Genomic DNA, 19,197 nt, shown 5'->3' with positions numbered 1-19,197 from the left:
CACGATTCGAAAAATCCGCAAAAGATCGTGCCAGCGGTCAACCCATTGATTTTGCTAGCACCGGCTACGGTGCATGGGGTTGTTTTCGCGCTTTTTGTTTGGCGTCGTGAAAAAAACCGGTTCAGAGCAGCGGCCGATAGATCTCGCCGATCCGCGCCGCCTCCGCATCCAGGCTGAACTTTGCGAGCACCCGCGCCCGCCCGCGCGCGCCCATCGCGGTCGCGGCGTCCACATCTCGCATCAACGGCTCCAGCGCGGCGACCAGCGCATCGACATCGCCCGGCGGCACCAGCACGCCGGTCACGCCATCCTCGACCACGAGTTCGGCCGCGCCGGCGCGTGCGGCGACGAGGGCGCTGCCGGTCGCCATCGCTTCGATCAACGTCAGGCCGAAACCTTCGTTGCGCGAGGTGAAGGCGTAGATCGTCAATCGCTGATACCAGCGCTGCACCGCTTCGATCGGCAATTCGCCGGTCATGACGATGCGCGATTGCAGGCCGGCCGTCTCGATGCGCTGCTTCAGGTCGTTGGCAAAGCGCGTCTGCTCGGGCGTGACCTGGCCGACGATCACAGCGGAGAAATCCGAATGTCGCGGCAGCAGCCGGCACATCGCATCGACGAATACGTCGGTGCCCTTCTGGGCGCGCACGCGGCCGAAGCAGCCGATTGCGTAGCGGCCGGGCAGCGCGGCTTCGGCGAAGGCCGCGGCGCGATCTGTCGGCGGTGCGTAGACGTCGGTGTCGACACCATGCGGGATCACGGTTGCCTTCACTTTCAGGAAGGATGCCGAGATGTCGCTCGTTGCGATGATCGCATCCATGCGCCGGATCAGCCAGCGCGTGATCCAGCTGTGATGCCGCTGCGCCGCCGAAGTGAACACGAGCTTCAGGGGCCAGCCGAGCGCGCGCAACGCGACGCCGGCGATCATCTCGTTGTTGCGCCGCGCATGCCAGATCAGCGGCGCCTTGCGCCGCCATAGCTTCAGAAAATCCGCAGCGCTCAGGCGGCCGATCCCCGCCGGCGCATCGGAGCCGAACCAGGCCGCGCGAAACAGCCTTGCGAGCCGCGGCGCCACCATCCGATTGGTCGCGGTGACCCCGGAATAGCGCCTGTGCAGATTTGGCACGATCACTTCGAGATCGCCGGGGAAATTCGCCACGTCATGCTCCGTTTCGAAAGATCCCTATACGCAACATTAAGCATAGTGACCAGTTCAGCCGCGCCGATACCCCCTCTTCACCACGCGGGCGGTAGTTTTAGGCGTTGATCGAAGACGGGTGAGATCATGACTGTGCTAGTCACCGGCGGCGCCGGCTATATCGGAAGTCACACGGTCCTGGCGCTGGCGGAAGCCGGCGAGGACGTCGTCGTGATCGACGATCTCTCCACGGGTTTCTCCACCTATCTGCCGGAAGGCGTGCCGCTGTTCATCGGCGATGCCGGCGACGAGAACCTGCTCGAAGGCGTGATCGCGCAGCACGACATCGAGAGCATCATCCATTTCGCGGGCTCGGTCGTCGTGCCGGATTCGATGCGCGATCCGCTCGGCTATTATCGCAACAACTTCATGACCGCGCGCAATCTGCTCAACGTCGCGGTCAAGCGCGGCATCAGCCGCTTCATCTTCTCCTCGACCGCCGCCGTCTACGGCGATCCTGACCAGGTGCCGGTGCCCGAGCATGCGCCGACGCGACCGCTGTCGCCTTACGGCTCGTCGAAGCTGATGACCGAAATCATGCTGCATGACGTCGCCGCCGCCTACGGCATGCAATATGTGACCTTGCGCTACTTCAACGTCGCCGGCGCCGATCCGCAGGCGCGCATCGGCCTTGCCACCGCCGGTGCCACGCATCTGCTCAAGATCGCAGTTGAAGCCGCCACCGGCCAGCGCGCCAAGATCGACGTGTTCGGCACGGACTATCCAACCCCGGACGGCAGCTGCATCCGCGATTTCATCCACGTCACCGACCTCTCGCAGGCGCATCGCTCGGCGCTGGCCTATTTGCGCAATGGCGGCGCCTCGACGACGCTCAATTGCGGCTATGGCCGTGGCTATTCGGTGCTGGAGACCATCGACGCGGTGCGGCGGGTTTCGGGCCGCAGCTTCGCCGTGCAATACGCCGCGCGCCGGCCTGGCGACATCATGACCATGGTCGCCGACACCAGCCGCATCCGCGGCCTGCTCGACTGGCACCCACAGTATGATGACCTCGAGACCATCGCCGCGCACGCCCTGGCCTGGGAGGACAAGCTGTTCCGCGAGCGCCATGGCGAGCTCCGCCACGCCGTCTCGGCCTAGAATCAACCCGAGCGCAAGCCCTTAATTGGGCTTGAAAAACTGTAGCCGAGCGGGCACAGAGGCCCATCGATCCCTGACGCACGGGCAGGCTTTGTCCCGCGCCGTCAATGGACACCGGATGGCCCAGTTCCCAAAGAAAATCACTGACGACCCCTATGCAGCAGCGGTGTTGATTCGCCGCCTGGTCTTGGAACAAGGGGTCGTTTACTGGAGGCGCTACCTCGTCGCCTTCGCGCTGATGGCGCTCGCCGCCGGCGCGACCGCAGGCGCGACCTACGTGCTCGGCCAGGTCATCAATCAGGCCTATGTCGACAAGAACATTCCAGGCATCGCGATGTTTTCGGCCATCACGGTGGTGCTGCTGTTCATCAAGGGCGTCGCGACCTACGGCCACATGGTGATCTTGACCAAGATCTCCAACGCCATCCTCGCTACCAACCAGCGTCAGCTCTTCGCCAAGCTGATGCGCGAAAGCGTCGGCTTCTTCTCCGAGCGGCATTCGTCCGAATTTCTGGCGCGGCTGACCGCCGGCGCCAAGTCCATCACCGACGTGCTCAACATGCTGGTCAACGCCGTCGGGCGTGACCTATTGATGCTGCTTGCTATGATCGGCGTGATGGTATGGCAGGACCCGATGATGTCGTTCATCGGCCTCGTCGCGGTGCCACCTGCGATGCTGGTGCTGCGCAACCTGGTCAAGCGCATCAAGGGTCTCGCGCATAACCAGTTCACCGGCACCGCCGATATCATGGAAACCATGCAGGAATCGCTGCAGGGCATCCGCACCGTGAAGGCGTTCACGCTCGAAGACACCATGCAGAAGCGCATCGACGAGAACATCGCGATCGTCGAGCGCAATGCCAACAAGATGGCCCGCGTCGCCAACCGCTCCAATCCGCTGATGGAGATGCTAGGCGGATTCGCCGTTGCCGGCTGCCTGCTCTATGGCGGCTACAGCGTGGTCGCGCTCAATGCGACGCCCGGCGCGTTCTTCTCTTTCATGACGGCATTCCTGATGGCGACCGAGCCGGCCAAGCGGCTGGCGCGGCTCAACATCGACCTGAACAGCCAGTTGGTCGGCGCGCGCATGCTGCTCGAGGTCGTCGACAGTCCGGCGAGCGAGCAGTCCGATGACGACAAGCCGGCGCTGAAGCTGTCAGATGCCCGCATCGAGCTGCGCGACGTGAGCTTCTCCTATCGCTCAGGCGAGAGCGTGCTCAACCGCATGAGCTTCGTCGCCGAGCCGGGCAAGGTCACCGCGCTGGTCGGCCCGTCCGGCGGCGGCAAGTCGACCGTGCTGGCGCTGCTCTTGCGCTTCCACGAGGTGACGCAAGGCGAGATCGTGATCGACGGGCAGTCGATCTCGTCAGTGTCGCGAAAATCACTCCGAGCGCAGACCGCCTATGTCGGCCAGGACGTCTATCTGTTCCGCGACACCATCCGCAGCAATATCGCCTTCGGAAGGCCGGGCGCGAGCGAACAGGAAATCATCGAGGCCGCAAAAGCGGCCTGCGCACATGATTTCATCATGGGTTTCCCGCTCGGCTACGACACGCCCGTCGGCGAGCACGGCACGCAGCTGTCGGGCGGCCAGCGCCAGCGCATCGCGGTGGCGCGCGCGTTGATCAAGAACGCGCCGATCATCCTCTTGGACGAAGCCACCGCCGCGCTCGATTCGGAGTCCGAGCGGCAAGTGCAGGAGGCGATCGAGCATCTCTGCCAGAACCGCACCACCATCGTGATCGCGCACCGCCTGCACACCATCATGCACGCAGACCGCATCCTGGTGGTCGAGGGCGGCGAGATCGTCGAGCACGGCCGGCACGACGATCTGCTGCGCCGCGGCGGGCGCTATGCGTCGTTCTTCCGCCTGCAGCATCACCATTCCGGCGCTCTGGCGCCGATCAGCGCAACCGCATAGAGTTCCTTGTCAACCTCAAGAGCCGCGAGACCCGCTCCATGAACGCCGCCTCCTACGTGATTCCGCTTCCGCCCCAGGCTTCGCTTCCCGTCGTCGGTGAGAGCGGCCGCTATCCGGTGCGCCGCATCTGGTGTGTCGGTCGCAATTATCTCGAGCACATCCGCGAGATGGGCAATGACGAGCGCGCCCCGCCGTTCTTCTTCGCCAAGCACGCCGACATGCTGGTGCCTGATGGCGCCACCATTGCCTATCCGCCCCTGACCAAGGATCTGCATCACGAGGTCGAGCTGGTCGTCGCGATGAAGAGCGGTGGGCTGAACATCCCTGCCGACAAGGCGCTCGACCACGTCTACGGCTACGCAGTCGGCATCGACCTCACCCGCCGCGACCTCCAGATCGCCTCGCGCAAGAAGGAGCGGCCGTGGGAGATCGGCAAGTCGTTCGACGGCTCCGCCCCGTGCTCCGCGATTCAGCCGGCATCGAAGATCGGCCACCCCGCCAAGGGCAAGATCTGGCTCACGGTCAACGGCAAGGAAGCGCAGAAGGGCGACCTCACCGAGTTGATCTGGAACGTGCCCGAAATCATCTGGCAGCTCTCGCAGCAGGTGAAGCTCGCCGCCGGCGACATCATCATGACGGGCACGCCGGCCGGCGTGTCGCAGCTCCAGGTAGGCGACAAGCTCGAATGCGGCGTCGACGGCATCGGCACGTTGAAGGTCGCGATCGGCCAGCCAGAATAGGCTGAGCTCAAATCAAGGAAAACGCAAAGCCCCGGACGTCGCGTCCGGGGCTTTTACGCGCTCAAGTTCGCCGCTCATGCGCGCCGGCCACGTTGATGTCCTTCCCGGTGTAATCGGTCATCATCGCGGTCGCGGCCAGCGTCACGACAGCGCAAATCGCGATGTAGATTGCGATCGCGGTCGCCGAGTGGAACGTGCCGAACAGCCAGGTTGCGATCAGCGGCGCCGGACCGCCGGCGATCACGGAAGCGAGTTGATAGCCGAGCGAGGAGCCGCTGTAGCGCAGGCGTCCGGTAAAGCTCTCGGCGATCAAGGCGGCTTGCGGGCCGTACTGCATGTCATGCGGAATCAGCGACAGGATGATCGCGACGAAGATGATGGTTGGCGATCCGGTGTCGAGCATCGCGAAATAGACGAAGCCGAATATGCCCGTCACGGCAGCGCCGATCATGTACATGTTCTTGCGGCCGATCTGATCGGAGATATGTCCGCACAGCGGAATCGAGACGAACGACAGCACCGAGGCCGAGAGCACCGCGGTCAGCAGGAAGTCGCGCGAGACATGCAAGGTGCCGATGCCATAGGAAAAGACGAAGGCTGTGAAGATGTAGAACGGCGCCTGCTCCGACATGCGCGCAAAGGCGGACAGCAGAATCTCCTTCGGATACTCCCGGATCACGGTCAGCATCGGCGTGCGGTCCACCTGACGTTCGGCCACGAGCTTTGAGAACACCGGCGTTTCGAGGATGCCGAGCCGGATATAAAGGCCGACGCCGACCAGGATGATGCTGAGCGCGAATGGAATGCGCCAGCCCCACGCCAGGAACTGATCGCCCGCCATCTGGCTGAACGCCAGCACGGCGAGATTAGCGAGGAACAGACCGCAGGGCACGCCGAATTGCGGCCATGACGCGATCAATCCTCGGGATCGGTCGCTGCGGGCCCATTCCATCGACATCAGCACCGAGCCGCCCCACTCGCCGCCAACGCCGACGCCCTGAATGAATCGCAGCACGGTCAGGATCACGGCGCCCCAGATGCCGATGCTCGCATAGGTCGGCACCACGGCCACCGCGGCGGTCGCCAGTCCCATCAAGAGCAGCGTCGCGATCAGCGTCGACTTGCGGCCGATGCGGTCGCCATAGTGACCAAAGATTGCCGCGCCGATCGGGCGCGCGATGAAGCCGACTGCGTAGATCGCAAACGCCTCCAGCGTGCCAACCCAGGGGTCGGACTGCGGAAAGAACAGCTTTGCGAAAACCAGACCGGTGACGGTGCTGTAGAGAAAGAAATCATACCATTCGATCGCGGTCCCTACCGTGGACGCGATCACCGCGCGACGAAGCTGGCGCTGATGCTCGGATGGAGTAAGTCGGGTGGCGTCAAGGCCGAGTGTTGCCATGGGAGCGTTTCCTCCGGACAGCCCCCCGGTTGCGTATTTTTCGCCGGTTGTTCCTTGAGGAACAAACGAGATCAGGTTCCAAGGGTTCCGGCCGAGGTGGAACGAGAGTGTAAAACTTTAGTCGGCCAATAAAGCCGCGGCGCACGCTGCCGGATGGCTTGGCGCTACCAAGCCTTCACGGGCCGATTGGCGTGGCTTGCCTGCGGCACACCGCGATTGAGCGACATGTGGGAATGCACGCACAGCCACGTTTTGCCATTCCTGGCAAACACCATCGTGGCCCGGCCGGGGCGTGGAAACGGGCTGCCATCGGGATGATAGCCCGTGCTTGCCCATGGCGCGATCACAGTCGCCATCGTGCCATCGGCGGATGCCAGGATCGAGGTCTGATCGAGCACGAAATGAAAATCGGTCGTCTTGGGCCAGACGTTATTCCATTGCGTCGAGACCCACTGATCAAGACCAGGGATGACGTCGTTATGCGTGCCGAAGGCAAGCACGTCCGGATGGAAGAGCGGCCGCGCCGAAGCGTAATCAACCTCCCGGACATAGCCGGCAAAACTTTCCAGCCAGTGGCGGAAGAACTGCACGATGTCCGTATTCGCGACCGGCAAGGGGCTCATCGCGACGCCCTGATCACCGCAGAGCCGACAGCACGATGAGGCCGAGGATCAGCGCCGTCAGCGAATATTTCAGCGCGTAGTAGACGTTGCGGTTCCATTCCTTGACCTTGCGGCTGGCGAGATGGATCTCGTAGAGCTTGCCGAACACCTTGTTGAGCACGCCGACATTCTCGCCGTCGACGTTCTGGGTCGCCGACGCCTTGACGATGTGGTGGCTGACCCAGCGGTTGATGGCGGTCATGAAGCCGAACTTCATCGGCCGCTCGACGTCGCAGAACAGGATAATGCGGTTGACGTCGGTCGCATTCTCCGCGCTGTGGATGAAGGTCTCGTCGAACATGAAGGCTTCGCCGTCGCGCCAGACGCATTCGACACCGTCGACCAGGATGCGGCACTTGTTCGAGTTCGGCGTGACGAGGCCGAGGTGATAGCGCAGCGAGCCCGCGAACGGATCGCGATGGGCGCCGAGCTTGCCGCCCGGCGGCAGCATCGCGAACATCGCGCCGTGCACGCTCGGGATCGAGTTGAGCAGCTCCACCGTCTTCGGGCAGAGCGTGCGCGCCGACGGCAGGAAATCGTCGTACCATTTCAGGTAGAACCGCTTCCAGCCGCTCTTGAAGAAAGAGTAGAAGCCCCAGTCGTTGTTGTTGGCGGCCGCGCGAATAAAACCTTCGTCGAACAGGCGCACCGCCTCGTCGCGGATGATCTCCCAGTTCTCGCTCAGCAGCTTCAGCTCGGGAAACTGATCGACCGAGATCACCGGCTTGTTGGGTACGGCCGAGCCGACATACATCAACACATTGTAGGGCGCGAGATAGGTCGAGTGGTCGCCGAGCTGGCGCGCGAAGCGCAGCCGCTGCTTGCCGCGGAAGTGGACGTAAATCGTCGAGACGACCAGCACATAAAGGATAACAAGTTGCGGCGCAAAAAGCTGTTTCAGCATATCCCCGTTCCCAGTGACCCAGCCGGCGACGTCATCTATCCCGACTCGACCGGGGCGGCAAGATATTCACCGCTGGGTTGCACTCACACTGGCGCGAGCGGGAGCATGGAACCTGACGGAGACGCAGTCACGCCCGCGATAGCGCCTGGAGCCCTTTGAAGGTCAGGCGTTTGGGGTCGGTGACGCCGGCGAGATAGAGACGGCGGATGAAGGCGATGACGGCGTCGCGGTCGCAATCGGTCAGCGCGACGACGGCGTCGACCGCAATTCTCTGGGCTTCCATTGGGCTCACCTCGGCCTTGCGAGTAACCCCGGCCGAGACAGGCTAGGACTCAATCGGTTAAGCCGGCGTTAACCGTGCGGTCTGCGCCAGGCTCAACCCGGCGGCGATCGCGCCACCGCGCTCACCTCGAAAGGGACACCCGCCGCAGCAGCGGCAGGGTCAGGAATATCGCATCACGCCGTCGTCGATCCGCCCGAAGCGCAGCGAGACGATGTCGAGTGCGTAGTTCTGATACAGCCGCCACGGCCGCTTCGAGCCTTGCTTCGGCATCCTGGCGATCGAGCGCTGCACATAACCCGAACTGAAGTCGAGCGACGGCTGGGCGCTGATCGTGGCATCGTCATTGTGCGGCATGCACTGACGGAAATTGTGCCGGTCCATGTAGTTGATGAGCCGGCAGACATATTCGCAGGTGAGATCGCATTTCAGCGTCCACGACGCGTTAGTGTAACCGAACGCCGAGGCCATGTTCGGCACGTCGGCATACATCATGCCCCTGTAAGTCAGCGTGTTGGCGAAATCGACGGCGCGGCCGTCGACGCTGATCTCGAGCCCGCCGACGACCTGGAGCACCAAGCCAGTCGCCGTCACGATGATGTCGGCTGCAAGTTCGCGGCCGTCCTTCAGGCGGATGCCATCGCGCGTGAAGGTATCGATCTCATTGGTGACGACCGAGGCGCGCTGCTCGCGGATCGCCTTGAACAAGTCGCCGTCCGGCACGAGGCACAGCCGCTGGTCCCAGGGATTGTAGCGCGGCGTGAAATGGGTCGCGACATCGTAGTCGGGCCCCAGCGCGTTTCTGACGCCCTTGAGGATGAGGTCCTTCACTTTCGCCGGCCGGCGCCGGCTGAGCTGGAAGAAAAACGTCCCCCACATCACATTGCGCCAGCGGATCAGGTGATAAGCGAGCCGCGCCGGCAAATTACGACGCAGCTTGTTGGCGAAGGCATCGTGCGCGGGACGCGACACCACATAGGTCGGCGAGCGCTGCAGCATGGTGACCTGCGCCGCCCTCTTGGCGAGCTCCGGCACCAGCGTCACCGCCGTCGCGCCCGAGCCTATCACGACGACGCGCTTGCCCGAATAGTCGATGTCCTCAGTCCATTTCTGCGGATGCACGATGCGGCCCTGAAAATCCGCCGTGCCATTGAACTCCGGGGTGTAGCCCGCTTCGTATTTGTAATAGCCCGAGCACATGAACAGGAAATTGCAGGTGAAGCGCACGAACTTGGTTGCGCCCTCGCCTGTTGTGCGCTCGGCCTCGACGGTCCAGCGCGCCTCCGGCGTCGACCACGATGCGCGCTTGACGCGATGACGGAAGCGGATGTGCTTCTCGATGCCGTTCTCGGCGGCCGTCTCGCGCACATAGTTCAGGATTTGCGGCCCGTCGGCGATCGCCTTGGGATCGGTCCACGGCTTGAACGAATAGCCGAGCGTGAACATGTCGCTGTCGGATCGGATGCCGGGATAGCGGAACAGGTCCCAGGTGCCGCCGATGCAGTCGCGTCCCTCCAGGATGACGTAGCTCTTCGTCGGGCACTTGGTCTGCAAATGATAGCCCGCGCCAATGCCGGACAGGCCGGCACCGACGATCAGCACGTCGAAATGTTCTTTGGCTTCGGCCACGGCGGTTTCTCCCCGTTCAGAGGATGGCAGCGCCGCGGCAAATTGCAACCGTCAGGCCGCAGCAGCGGCCACGCAGGCGGTATCGAAGAACTCGTGGTACTCGACCGCCTTGCCGTCCTTGAAGCGCCAGAAATCGACCTTCGGCGTCTGCGCGACCTTTCCGGTCTTCTTGTTCGTCCATGCGCATTCGCCGCGCGCAACGACGGCATCGCCCTGCGCAACGTATTCGTTCATCGTGTAGTACTGCATGCTCCAGTCAGCAAGCAGGCCGTCGAAATAGCCGCGCAGCTCGGTCCGGTCGTCATAACGCCTGGCGAAAGGTACCGGCTCGGCTCCCCGGGGAATCGAATCGAACTTGATCTGCGGGCCGATGACGTTGTCGAACCAATAGTCGACGCTTTGGCCCTTGCTGTCGTTCCACTGGCGATAGGCTTCCTTCAAGAGCTGAACGTTGGCTTCGCTGGACATCGCATTTCCTCCATATGCATTTTGACAATGAACATCGGAAAAAAGGCCGCCCGCTGCAAAAAGTGGCGGACTTGTTGCGGCTCTACCTGCGAGCGTATCACAGAGGCGACCACAAAAAATAGGCCCCGGATCGCTCCGGGGCCCTGGTGTCGCAATCACGTCAGATCAGTACCGGTAGTGGTCCGACTTGTACGGTCCTTCCGGCTTCACGCCGATGTAGTCGGCCTGGTCCTTGCGCAGCTCGGTGAGCTTGACGCCGATCTTGGCGAGGTGCAGGCGCGCGACCTTCTCGTCGAGCGTCTTGGGCAGCACGTAGACCTTCTTCTCGTACTTGCCGTCCTTGTTGTTGGCGAACAGCTCGATCTGCGCCAGCGTCTGGTTGGTGAACGACGCCGACATCACGAAGGACGGATGGCCCATCGCATTGCCGAGGTTCACGAGGCGGCCCTCCGACAGCAGGATGATGCGGTGCTTGTCGGGGAATTCGATCTCGTCGACCTGCGGCTTGATGTTGGTCCATTTCAGGTTACGCAGCGACGCGATCTGGATCTCGTTGTCGAAGTGGCCGATGTTGCAGACGATGGCGCGATCCTTCATCGCGCGCATATGCTCGATGGTGATGATGTCCTTGTTGCCGGTGGCGGTGACGAAGATGTCGGCGCGGGGCGCGGCGTCTTCCATGGTCACGACCTCGTAGCCTTCCATCGCGGCCTGCAGCGCGCAGATCGGATCGACTTCGGAAACCATCACGCGGCAGCCGGCCTGGCGGAGCGAAGCGGCCGAGCCCTTGCCGACGTCGCCGAAGCCCGCAACCATGGCGACCTTGCCCGACAGCATCACGTCGGTGCCGCGACGGATGCCGTCGACCAGTGATTCACGGCAGCCATACAGGTTGTCGAACTTCGACTTGGTGACGCTGTCGTTGACGTTGATCGCCGGGAACAGCAGCGTGCCCTTGTTGGCCATCTCGTAGAGGCGATGCACGCCCGTCGTCGTCTCTTCCGAGACGCCCTTGATATTCTTGGCGATCTCGCCAAAGTAGCCCTTGGGCTTTTCCTTCAGCAGGCGCTTGACCAGCGCATAGAAGATCTCCTCTTCCTCCGAAGCAGGCTTGTCGAGGAAGGCGGTGTCGCCGTTCTCGGCGCGGACGCCAGCATGCACCAGCATGGTGGCGTCGCCGCCGTCATCGAGGATCATGTTGGGCGTGCCGCCGCCATGCCAGTCGAACAATTTTGCGGTGTAGTCCCAGTACTCGGTCAGCGTCTCGCCCTTGACGGCGAAGACGGGAATGCCGGCGGCCGCGATCGCGGCGGCGGCGTGGTCCTGGGTCGAATAGATGTTGCAGGAGACCCAGCGGATGTCGGCGCCGAGCGCGGCCAGCGTCTCGATCAGCACCGCGGTCTGGATCGTCATGTGCAAGGAGCCTGCGATGCGCGCGCCCTTGAGCGGCTGCTTCGGGCCGTACTCCTCGCGGGTGGCCATCAGGCCGGGCATCTCGGTCTCGGCGAGCGAGATTTCCTTGCGGCCGAAATCGGCCAGCGAAATGTCCTTGACGATGTAATCGGTGAAGCCGGGCTTCGCGTTCATTGCGGGTGTCCTGTTTGTTGAACTCGTCCTTCCGGGTCGCCCAAAGAGGCGGACCCGGCATCTCGATGTGATGGATAAGGTTCCCGGCTTCGCTCGCGTTGCGGGCGCGCCCAGGATGAGGCGTAAAACTAGAGCGCGCGCTTGAGCGGCTCGACGAGGTCGGTCTTCTCCCAGGAGAAGCCGCCCTCATTGTCGGGCGTGCGGCCGAAATGGCCGTAGGCCGAGGTGCGCGCGTAGATCGGGCGGTTGAGGTCGAGATGGCTGCGGATGCCGCGCGGCGTGAGATCCATCGCTTTAGCGACGGCCTTCTCGAGCTGGTCCTCCGACACCTTACCGGTGCCGTGGGTGTCGATGTAGATCGACAGCGGACGTGCCACGCCGATGGCATAGGCGAGCTGCAGCGTGCAGCGGTCGGCAAGACCGGCGGCAACGACGTTCTTGGCGACATAGCGCGCGGCATAGGCCGCGGAGCGGTCGACCTTGGTCGGATCCTTGCCGGAGAACGCGCCGCCGCCATGCGGGGCCGCGCCGCCATAGGTGTCGACGATGATCTTGCGGCCGGTCAGGCCGGAGTCGCCGTCGGGGCCGCCGATGTAGAACTTGCCGGTCGGGTTGATGTGCCAGATCGTCTTCGGCGTGATCCAGTCCTTCGGCAGCGCCTCGCGCACATAGGGCTCGACGATGTCGCGCACCTGCTTGGAGGTGAGATCCTCGACCAGATGCTGGTGCGACACCACGATCTCGCGCACGCCGACCGGCTTGCCGTTCTCGTATTGCACGGTGACCTGGCTCTTGGAATCCGGGCCCAGCACCTTCTCGCGGCCGGAGTGGCGCGCTTCGGAGATGAGGCGGAGGATCTTGTGGGCGTAGAAGATCGGCGCCGGCATCAGGTCGGGCGTCTCGTTGGTGGCGTAGCCGAACATGATGCCCTGGTCGCCCGCGCCTTCTTCCTTGACCTCGCCCGGCTGCAGCGCGTCGACGCCCTGCGCGATGTCGGCCGATTGCGGATGCAAGAGGATCTCGATGTCGCAGGTCTTCCAGTGGAAGCCGTCCTGCTCGTAGCCGATGTCCTTGATCGCGCCGCGGACGACGCTCTCGATCTGCTCGTTTGTCACCGACTTCGGACCGCGGGTCTCGCCGGCGATCACCACCTTGTTGGTGGTGGCCAGCGTCTCGCAGGCGGCGCGAATCTGCCAGGGGTCGATGCCCGCCTTCGGCCCTTCACGATAGAACAGGTCGACAATCTCATCGGAGATCCGGTCGCAGACCTTGTCCGGATGACCCTCGGACACGGACTCACTGGTGAAGAGATAGGACGCGCGCATCAGTAACCCCTTGTTCCGCCATTAGCCGGCGGGCGTTTGCGATGTTTACTTTTGATGATGTCAATCACGCCGACGCGAGATGACGTAGGATTCGTCGAGAAACCAGAGCCCATTGTACTTTCGCAGCACGTCCCTGGCGGCATCCAGAGTGCGGCCGTTTTGAGTCATTTCAGTCAACCGGTCGTCCTCAATCTGAGCGACATACACCGCCGCATTCCACGCTGCAAAGGCCGTCGAGGTGCCGATGGTGCCGGTGACCTCGTTGGGCAGCGCTTCCATATCATACCTGAAGATCGAACGGTTATCCGCGTAGGCATTAAAATTTAAGTCGCGGCCCACCGATCCAAGTTCATACTTAACTGCACGCAGTAGCTCATGACGGCTGACTGAGAAAGGATTTTCTCCAGGCCAGATCGCCTGGATCATTTCCATGCCCGGATCCTGGCCGTGGGAGTGAATTCCGATCAGCCGGCCGCCAGGCCGGAGCGCCCGCGCCAGCGGTGCAATGATCCGCTTGGCCCTGAAATTGACCGAGGACAGGGCCCGGTAGGGCTGAGATGCGATGACGAGGTCGAAATTGGCCTCGGCCTGTCCCGGCCGCGGAATGGTCGAATCCAACAGGAACCTATGGTCCTCGCGATAGAGCACGAGGACGACGGGTCGCTCATAGAGCGGCATAGCCGTGCGCGGGCTAATCGCAGCGCGCCAATTCTGCTCCAAAAACGGCCTCAGCTCCGCGATCTGCTGCTCGAACTCGCCCGATGAAGCGCCGCGGAGCGGCACTTCGTGCCAGACGGTGGCCGCCGCCGCCGCAGGCGATGCCGGCGTGAGCCAGGGCGCCTCGGCGTAGAACATGTTGGTGAAGACGAACACCGACGCCGGATGCTCGAAAATGCGGTCCGGCACCTTCTCCAGCGTCAGGCGCAGGTCCTCGAGGCTGAGCTCCTTGCCCGCGACATAGAACGGCATGTGCGGAAAGCGCTGGTGCGTTGCGCGCAGCACCCGCGCCAGCACCGTGCCGTCGCCGACGCCGGCGTCGAACAGGCGCAGCGCCGGCGGGCGCGGGTGGATGGAGCTTAGCTCCAGGGCAACCCTGTCTGCGATCACCCGCTTCTCGCTGCAGGTGTGGACGAACAGCAGGTATTTCTGGCGGTTCTCGAAGAAACGGAAATTGCCGCGCGGGTCGCGTTTTTCCGGCGGCACCTGAAGTCCCCGCGGCGGCGGCACGCCGCCGGCCATCGATGCGGCCATATAGGCCTGGATCCGCTCCAGCGTGTCGATGGTGATGCGCTTGCCCTCGCGCAGGCGGTGCACCAGCTTCCCATCGTTCACCGCGCGGCGGCCGAAGGTCGATTCCGCCATATCCGCCTTGCGGCAGAACTCGGTGATTTGGCTCAGGATTTCGTCGTTTTTCATCAGTGGGAAAGCGTTGGGCAGACGGGATGGGTCACACGTCCTAGCAAATTCTGCCCACTCATGAAATAGCGGATCGAGCCGCCGCGGTTTGCCGGGTGCACCAGGGCGGAAGCCGTGAACCCCTGCGCCACGCCGGAAAACAAACCAGCGCTTCTCCTCTTACGAGATCATCGCCATGGGCCGCCTGCTCGTCGCGCTCTGCCTGGTCACACGTGCGCCGTGGTCCGCGCCCGCCTTCGGGCAGGCGCGCAATCAGCTCGGTCCACTCTGCACGACCGTGACGACGCCGGCAGACCAGATGGTCGACGCCCGCACCAGGATCATCGCGCTGAAAGTCTTCAGGGGCAAAACTTCTGGCGTGCGGCCGCGTGAACAAGAAGGGCGACTACGCCAAGTTCGTCGCCGACGCCACGGAAGCGATCGGCTCCAGCCGGCCAGGCGATCTACAGCTTGCGGATGGGCCTATTACGACAAAGGCGAGTACGAGGTCGCGATCACGGATTTCGGCCACGCGCTGAAGCTCGGCCCGCCCAACGGCATCATCTTCCAAATCGCGGCAGGCAATGCCTGGCGCGGCAAGCGTGACTATGCCAAGGCCATTGCCGTCAATCAGGGCCGACCCGAAGTCGGCGTTCTCGTTCGGGCCGAGGTGGTCTCGATCACGAAGAACAAGCAGGTGCCGTCGTCGAATTCCTCGTCTGCTGGTCGAGGTCGACCTGGCGGCGAAGTGACGACGCGCTATCGCCCAACTCAGCTGTCATCGCCCGGCCTTGACCGGGCGATCCAGTATTGCAGAGACAGCGAGAGATACGGAGAAGCCGCGGCGTACTGAATTCCCCGCCTTCGGGGAATGACAGTGGAGCTAATGGGGTTACTGGCCCCACACTTCCTTGGCGATCTCGACCGCAAGGCTGAGCTTGGCCCATTGCTCTTCCTCGGAGAGGATGTTGCCCTCCTCGGTCGAGGCGAAGCCGCATTGCGGCGACAGCGCGAGCTGCTCCAGCGGGGCGAACTTGGCGGCTTCTTCCAGGCGGCGCTTGATGTCGTCCTTCTTCTCGAGCTCGCCGAACTTCGAGGTGATGACACCGACCACGACGACCTTGTTGCCCTTGGGCAGGAAGCGCAGCGGCTCGAAGCCGCCGGCGCGGTCACTGTCGTATTCGAGGAAATAGCCGTCGTAATTGGTACCAGCGAGCATGGTCTCGGCAACCGGCTCGTAGCCGCCCGAAGAGATCCAGGTCGAGCGGAAATTGCCGCGGCAGACATGCGTCGTCACCACCATGTCGGCGGGCTTCTCGGCCAGCGCGTAGTTGATGATGCGAGCATAGATCTGCTGGAGGCCGTCCGGATTGTCGCCGCGCTCGCGCGCCTTCTGCAACTCGTCCTGCGAGCAGAGATAGGCCCAGACGGTATCGTCGAACTGGAGATAGCGGCAGCCGGCGTCGTAGAACGCCTTCACCGCCTTGCGGTAGGTCTTGCCGAGGTCCTCGTAGAAGGCGTCGAGATCCGGATAGACCTCCTTGGAGATCGACTTGCGGCCGCCGCGGAAATGCAGCACCGCCGGCGACGGGATCGTCATCTTGGCGGTGACGTGGGCCTGGTCGGCATACTTCTTCAGGAAGCGGAAATGATCCAGCATCGGGTGGTTGTCGGGGAAGTCGAGCCTGCCGACCACACGAACCGCATCATGGCGCGTCTCCACGCCCGCAAACTGGATGCCGGTGTCGGGGTGGAACAGTTCGCAGCCGGTGAGCTTGGCCAGGAAGTCGAAATGCCACCAGGAGCGGCGGAATTCGCCGTCGGTCGCGAGCTTGAGCCCGATCGAAGCCTGCTTGTGCACGACCTTCTCGATCTCCATGTCCTCGATCTTGCGCAGATCGTCGGCCGAGATCTCGCCCTTCTCGAGACGGCTGCGCGCTTCCTTGATCTTGGCCGGACGCAGAAGGCTGCCGACCTCGTCGGCGCGGAAGGGGGCTTTGGTTCGCTGCATTTGTTACTCCCGGGATATTTTCTATCGCGTTTTCAAGCGAAGTGGCTACCGGTTCACGTTAAGAAAACGCGTCGGACAAGTTAGTGGGCCGCCGCCCCGGCGACGCCGAGGTGACGCTCCAGGACCGAGGGGTCGGCCTTCAGCGCGGCGCTCGGGGCGTCGTGGACGATCGTTCCGCGCTCCAATATCACAACGCGGTCGGCCAGCCCCAGAATCTTTTGCGCATTCTGCTCGACGATGATCGAGCAGATGCCACCCGCCCGGGTAATGGTCCCGATTGCTTTCAGGAGCTCCTCAACGATGATGGGGGCAAGCCCCTCAGTCGGCTCGTCCAGCAGCAGGACCTTCGGGTTGAGGGTGAGCGCGCGGCCGATCGCGAGCATCTGCTGCTCGCCGCCGGAGAGCTGGTTGCCAAAATTGCTGCGCCGCTCCTTCAGCCGCGGGAACATCTCGTAGACCTTCTCGACCGTCCATGGGCCGGGCTGCGCCACCGCGGTCATGTTCTCCTCGACCGTGAGCGAGCGGAAGATGTTGCGCTCCTGCGGCACCCAGCCAATGCCGGCGCGCGCGCGCTGGTCCGGCCGCATGGCCGTGACGTCGACCCCGGCGAGCGCGATGGAGCCGGAGAAGCGGCGGGTGACGCCGACGATGGAATTGATCAGCGTGGTCTTGCCGGTGCCGTTGCGGCCGAGCAGCGCCAGCACCTGCCCCTCGGCGAGGCGCAAGGACATGTTGGGCAGCACCACGGCTTCGCCATAGCCGGCGCGAAGCGAGTCGATCGCGAGCAGGTCAGACATTGACCGCCTCCTCGCCGAGATAGACTGCCTTGACCTGCGGATCGCGCGCGACCTGTTCGGGCGGCCCCTCCGTGAGCAGCGCGCCCGAGACCAGCACCGAGATACGGTCGGCAAAGGAGAACACGAGGTCCATGTCGTGCTCGATCAGCAGCACGGTGACGTCGCGCGGCAGCGCGCCGACGACCGTCAGAATGTCGTGGCGCTCGCTCTCGGGCACGCCGGCGGCAGGCTCGTCCAGCAGCAGCACGCGCGGCTTGGCCGCGATTGCGACTGCAATCTCGAGCAGGCGCTGCTTGCCGTAAGGCAGTGTCACGGTCTGCTCGTTCATGACGTCGAGCAGATGGAAGCGCGTGAGCAGATCGGCAATCTCGCCATTGACGTCGCTGCGAGTGCCCATCCGCCGCCACCAGTCGCCGCCATGGCCAAGGCGCTCGGAGACGGCAAGGCCGATGGTTTCGAGCGGGGTCAGGTCGGGATAGAGCTGATTGATCTGGAAGGTGCGCGACAGGCCGCGCAGCACGCGCTTGTGCACGGGCAGATCCGTGATGTCCTGGCCTTCGAGCACGATGCGGCCCGAGTTCGGCTTGAGCACGCCGGTGAGCTGGTTGATGACGGTGGTCTTGCCCGCGCCATTGGGGCCGATCAGCGCGTGACGGGCGCCCTGCTCGACCTTGAGCGACAGGTCGCGGGTGACTCGCAGACCGCCGAACTGCTTTTCGAGATTCTTCGTTTCGAGCGCGATAGTCATGCGTCGCTCTCCGGCACAGCAACAACGGCCTTGCGCCCGGCCACCTGCTTGATGATCAGGTTCGGCACATAAAGTACCCAGCCGTGCAGGCGCTGGCGGCCGATCAGCACGATCACGACCAGCACGAGGCCGATCCAGAACTGCCAATATTGCGGGGTGATGGTCGAGAACAATTCCTGGAGCATGCGGAACACGACCGCGCCGATCAGCCCGCCATAGAGATAGCCGGTGCCGCCGATCACGAGCACCAGCATCAGATCGGCGGAGCGCTCGAACGCAAACACGTCGAGCGAGGCGATCGCGGTGGTCTGGGTGAACAGTGCGCCTGCGATGCCGGCATAGAACGCCGCCAGCGTGTAGATCGCGATCAGGCGGCGGTTGACCGGAATGCCGATCGCGGCGGCCCGCAGCGGATTGTTCTTGATCGCACGTAGCGACAGGCCGAACGGCGAATGCACGACGCGGCGCGCGAACAGGAACAGGAGGAACAACACAGCCAGTGAGTAGAAGAAGCCGGCTTTCCCGAACATGTCGAACGGGATCTCGCCGAAGATCGGCTGCATCTCGATGCCTTGCAGGCCGTCGGTGCCACCGGTGATATTGGAGAAGCGCTCGGCCAGTGCTTCCAGCAGCAGGGCGATGCCGAGCGTCACCATCAGTCGGGTCAGGTCGACGCCGCGGATCACCAGGAAACTGGTGGCAAAGCCGAGCACCATCGCGGCAAGGCCGGAGGCGACGAGCGCCAGCACGGGCTCTTTGATGATGCCGTGCAGCGCGAGGAGCCCCGCCGCATAGGCGCCGACGCCGAAGAATGCGGCATGGCCGAGCGAGACGATGCCGGCATAGCCGAGGATAAGATCGAGCGACATCGTGAACAGCGCCAGCCGCAGGATGTCGGTCATGATCAGATAGCGCGCGGGGAAGGCGAAGCCGCAGGCCAGCAAGATGAGCCAGAAGGCGATTTCGCCAAAGTGCCAGCGCGCCTGGCGCTGGGCGTGATAACCGACGTCGGAGGAGGCGCTCATCGGC

17 protein-coding genes and 1 pseudogene are annotated in these 19,197 nt (G+C 63.5%); 4 read left to right on the top strand and 14 right to left on the bottom strand.

Translation table 11 applies throughout. The features are described from left to right. Positions 1-121 precede the first annotated feature (121 nt). A complete protein-coding gene (locus IVA78_RS31635) occupies positions 122-1,159 on the bottom strand; it encodes a glycosyltransferase family 4 protein (RefSeq protein WP_247422012.1) in 1,038 nt (345 codons plus the stop codon). Positions 1,160-1,285: 126 nt separating this feature from the next. Here IVA78_RS31635 and galE point away from each other — a divergent pair, with 126 nt between their 5' ends. From galE to IVA78_RS31620, 3 genes are all read left to right on the top strand, one after another. Then, positions 1,286-2,299 carry a UDP-glucose 4-epimerase GalE gene (gene galE / locus IVA78_RS31630; protein ID WP_247422013.1) on the top strand — a complete coding sequence of 338 codons (1,014 nt, stop codon included), beginning with the start codon at positions 1,286-1,288 and terminating at the stop codon, positions 2,297-2,299. Positions 2,300-2,417: 118 nt separating this feature from the next. Then, on the top strand, positions 2,418-4,220 hold the full coding sequence (locus IVA78_RS31625; RefSeq protein ID WP_247469383.1) for an ABC transporter ATP-binding protein: 1,803 nt from the start codon (positions 2,418-2,420) through the stop codon (positions 4,218-4,220). A 38-nt stretch (positions 4,221-4,258) separates the two neighbouring features. Next, a complete protein-coding gene (locus IVA78_RS31620) occupies positions 4,259-4,960 on the top strand; it encodes a fumarylacetoacetate hydrolase family protein (RefSeq protein WP_247334352.1) in 702 nt (233 codons plus the stop codon). A gap of 61 nt (positions 4,961-5,021) precedes the next feature. On the opposite strand, the gene IVA78_RS31615 is transcribed toward IVA78_RS31620, so the two are convergent. From IVA78_RS31615 to IVA78_RS31575, 9 genes are all read right to left on the bottom strand, one after another. Further along, the gene (locus tag IVA78_RS31615) at positions 5,022-6,362 is read right to left on the bottom strand and encodes an MFS transporter (RefSeq protein WP_247278749.1); all 1,341 of its coding nucleotides are present in this window, start codon (positions 6,360-6,362) and stop codon (positions 5,022-5,024) included. Between the two features lie 164 nt (positions 6,363-6,526). Beyond that, positions 6,527-6,985, bottom strand: coding sequence for a nuclear transport factor 2 family protein (locus tag IVA78_RS31610; protein WP_247422014.1), 459 nt, complete (start codon positions 6,983-6,985; stop codon positions 6,527-6,529). 13 nt (positions 6,986-6,998) lie between these two features. Further along, on the bottom strand, positions 6,999-7,928 hold the full coding sequence (locus IVA78_RS31605) for an aspartyl/asparaginyl beta-hydroxylase domain-containing protein (protein ID WP_247334349.1): 930 nt from the start codon (positions 7,926-7,928) through the stop codon (positions 6,999-7,001). Positions 7,929-8,055: 127 nt separating this feature from the next. Further along, on the bottom strand, positions 8,056-8,211 hold the full coding sequence (locus tag IVA78_RS31600; protein WP_007612486.1) for a hypothetical protein: 156 nt from the start codon (positions 8,209-8,211) through the stop codon (positions 8,056-8,058). Between the two features lie 159 nt (positions 8,212-8,370). Next, positions 8,371-9,837 (bottom strand): NAD(P)/FAD-dependent oxidoreductase, encoded by a 1,467-nt coding sequence (locus IVA78_RS31595; protein ID WP_247422015.1) that lies wholly within the window; start codon positions 9,835-9,837, stop codon positions 8,371-8,373. Positions 9,838-9,888: 51 nt separating this feature from the next. After that, positions 9,889-10,305, bottom strand: a complete 417-nt coding sequence (locus IVA78_RS31590; RefSeq protein WP_247334348.1) for a nuclear transport factor 2 family protein — start codon at positions 10,303-10,305, stop codon at positions 9,889-9,891. Between the two features lie 165 nt (positions 10,306-10,470). Further along, entirely contained in the window at positions 10,471-11,892 is a 1,422-nt protein-coding gene (gene ahcY, locus IVA78_RS31585) for an adenosylhomocysteinase (protein WP_247278753.1), read from the bottom strand. A gap of 128 nt (positions 11,893-12,020) precedes the next feature. Continuing rightward, entirely contained in the window at positions 12,021-13,217 is a 1,197-nt protein-coding gene (gene metK / locus IVA78_RS31580) for a methionine adenosyltransferase (protein WP_247278754.1), read from the bottom strand. Positions 13,218-13,277: 60 nt separating this feature from the next. After that, a complete protein-coding gene (locus IVA78_RS31575) occupies positions 13,278-14,633 on the bottom strand; it encodes a hypothetical protein (protein ID WP_247278755.1) in 1,356 nt (451 codons plus the stop codon). 175 nt (positions 14,634-14,808) lie between these two features. Here IVA78_RS31575 and IVA78_RS31570 point away from each other — a divergent pair. Beyond that, a pseudogene (locus IVA78_RS31570) lies at positions 14,809-15,274 on the top strand (peptidase C14, caspase catalytic subunit p20); the annotation flags it as partial. 230 nt (positions 15,275-15,504) lie between these two features. Here IVA78_RS31570 and IVA78_RS31565 read toward each other — a convergent pair. The 4 genes from IVA78_RS31565 to IVA78_RS31550 form a co-directional block, all read right to left on the bottom strand. Then, positions 15,505-16,623, bottom strand: a complete 1,119-nt coding sequence (locus IVA78_RS31565; protein WP_247334347.1) for a cobalamin-independent methionine synthase II family protein — start codon at positions 16,621-16,623, stop codon at positions 15,505-15,507. An 80-nt stretch (positions 16,624-16,703) separates the two neighbouring features. Beyond that, positions 16,704-17,420, bottom strand: coding sequence for an ABC transporter ATP-binding protein (locus IVA78_RS31560; protein WP_247422016.1), 717 nt, complete (start codon positions 17,418-17,420; stop codon positions 16,704-16,706). Then, complete coding sequence (locus IVA78_RS31555) at positions 17,413-18,168, bottom strand: ABC transporter ATP-binding protein (protein WP_247422017.1); 756 nt, start codon at positions 18,166-18,168, stop codon at positions 17,413-17,415. Before IVA78_RS31555 ends, IVA78_RS31560 begins: the two co-directional genes overlap by 8 nt. After that, positions 18,165-19,193 (bottom strand): branched-chain amino acid ABC transporter permease, encoded by a 1,029-nt coding sequence (locus IVA78_RS31550; RefSeq protein WP_247422018.1) that lies wholly within the window; start codon positions 19,191-19,193, stop codon positions 18,165-18,167. The genes IVA78_RS31555 and IVA78_RS31550 overlap by 4 nt, the downstream gene beginning before the upstream one ends. Between the last annotated feature and the right edge of the window lie 4 nt (positions 19,194-19,197).

It is taken from the genome of Bradyrhizobium sp. 137 (assembly GCF_023074095.1).
In the GTDB taxonomy this organism is placed as follows: domain Bacteria; phylum Pseudomonadota; class Alphaproteobacteria; order Rhizobiales; family Xanthobacteraceae; genus Bradyrhizobium.
This window is presented reverse-complemented; position numbering and strand designations above follow the sequence as displayed.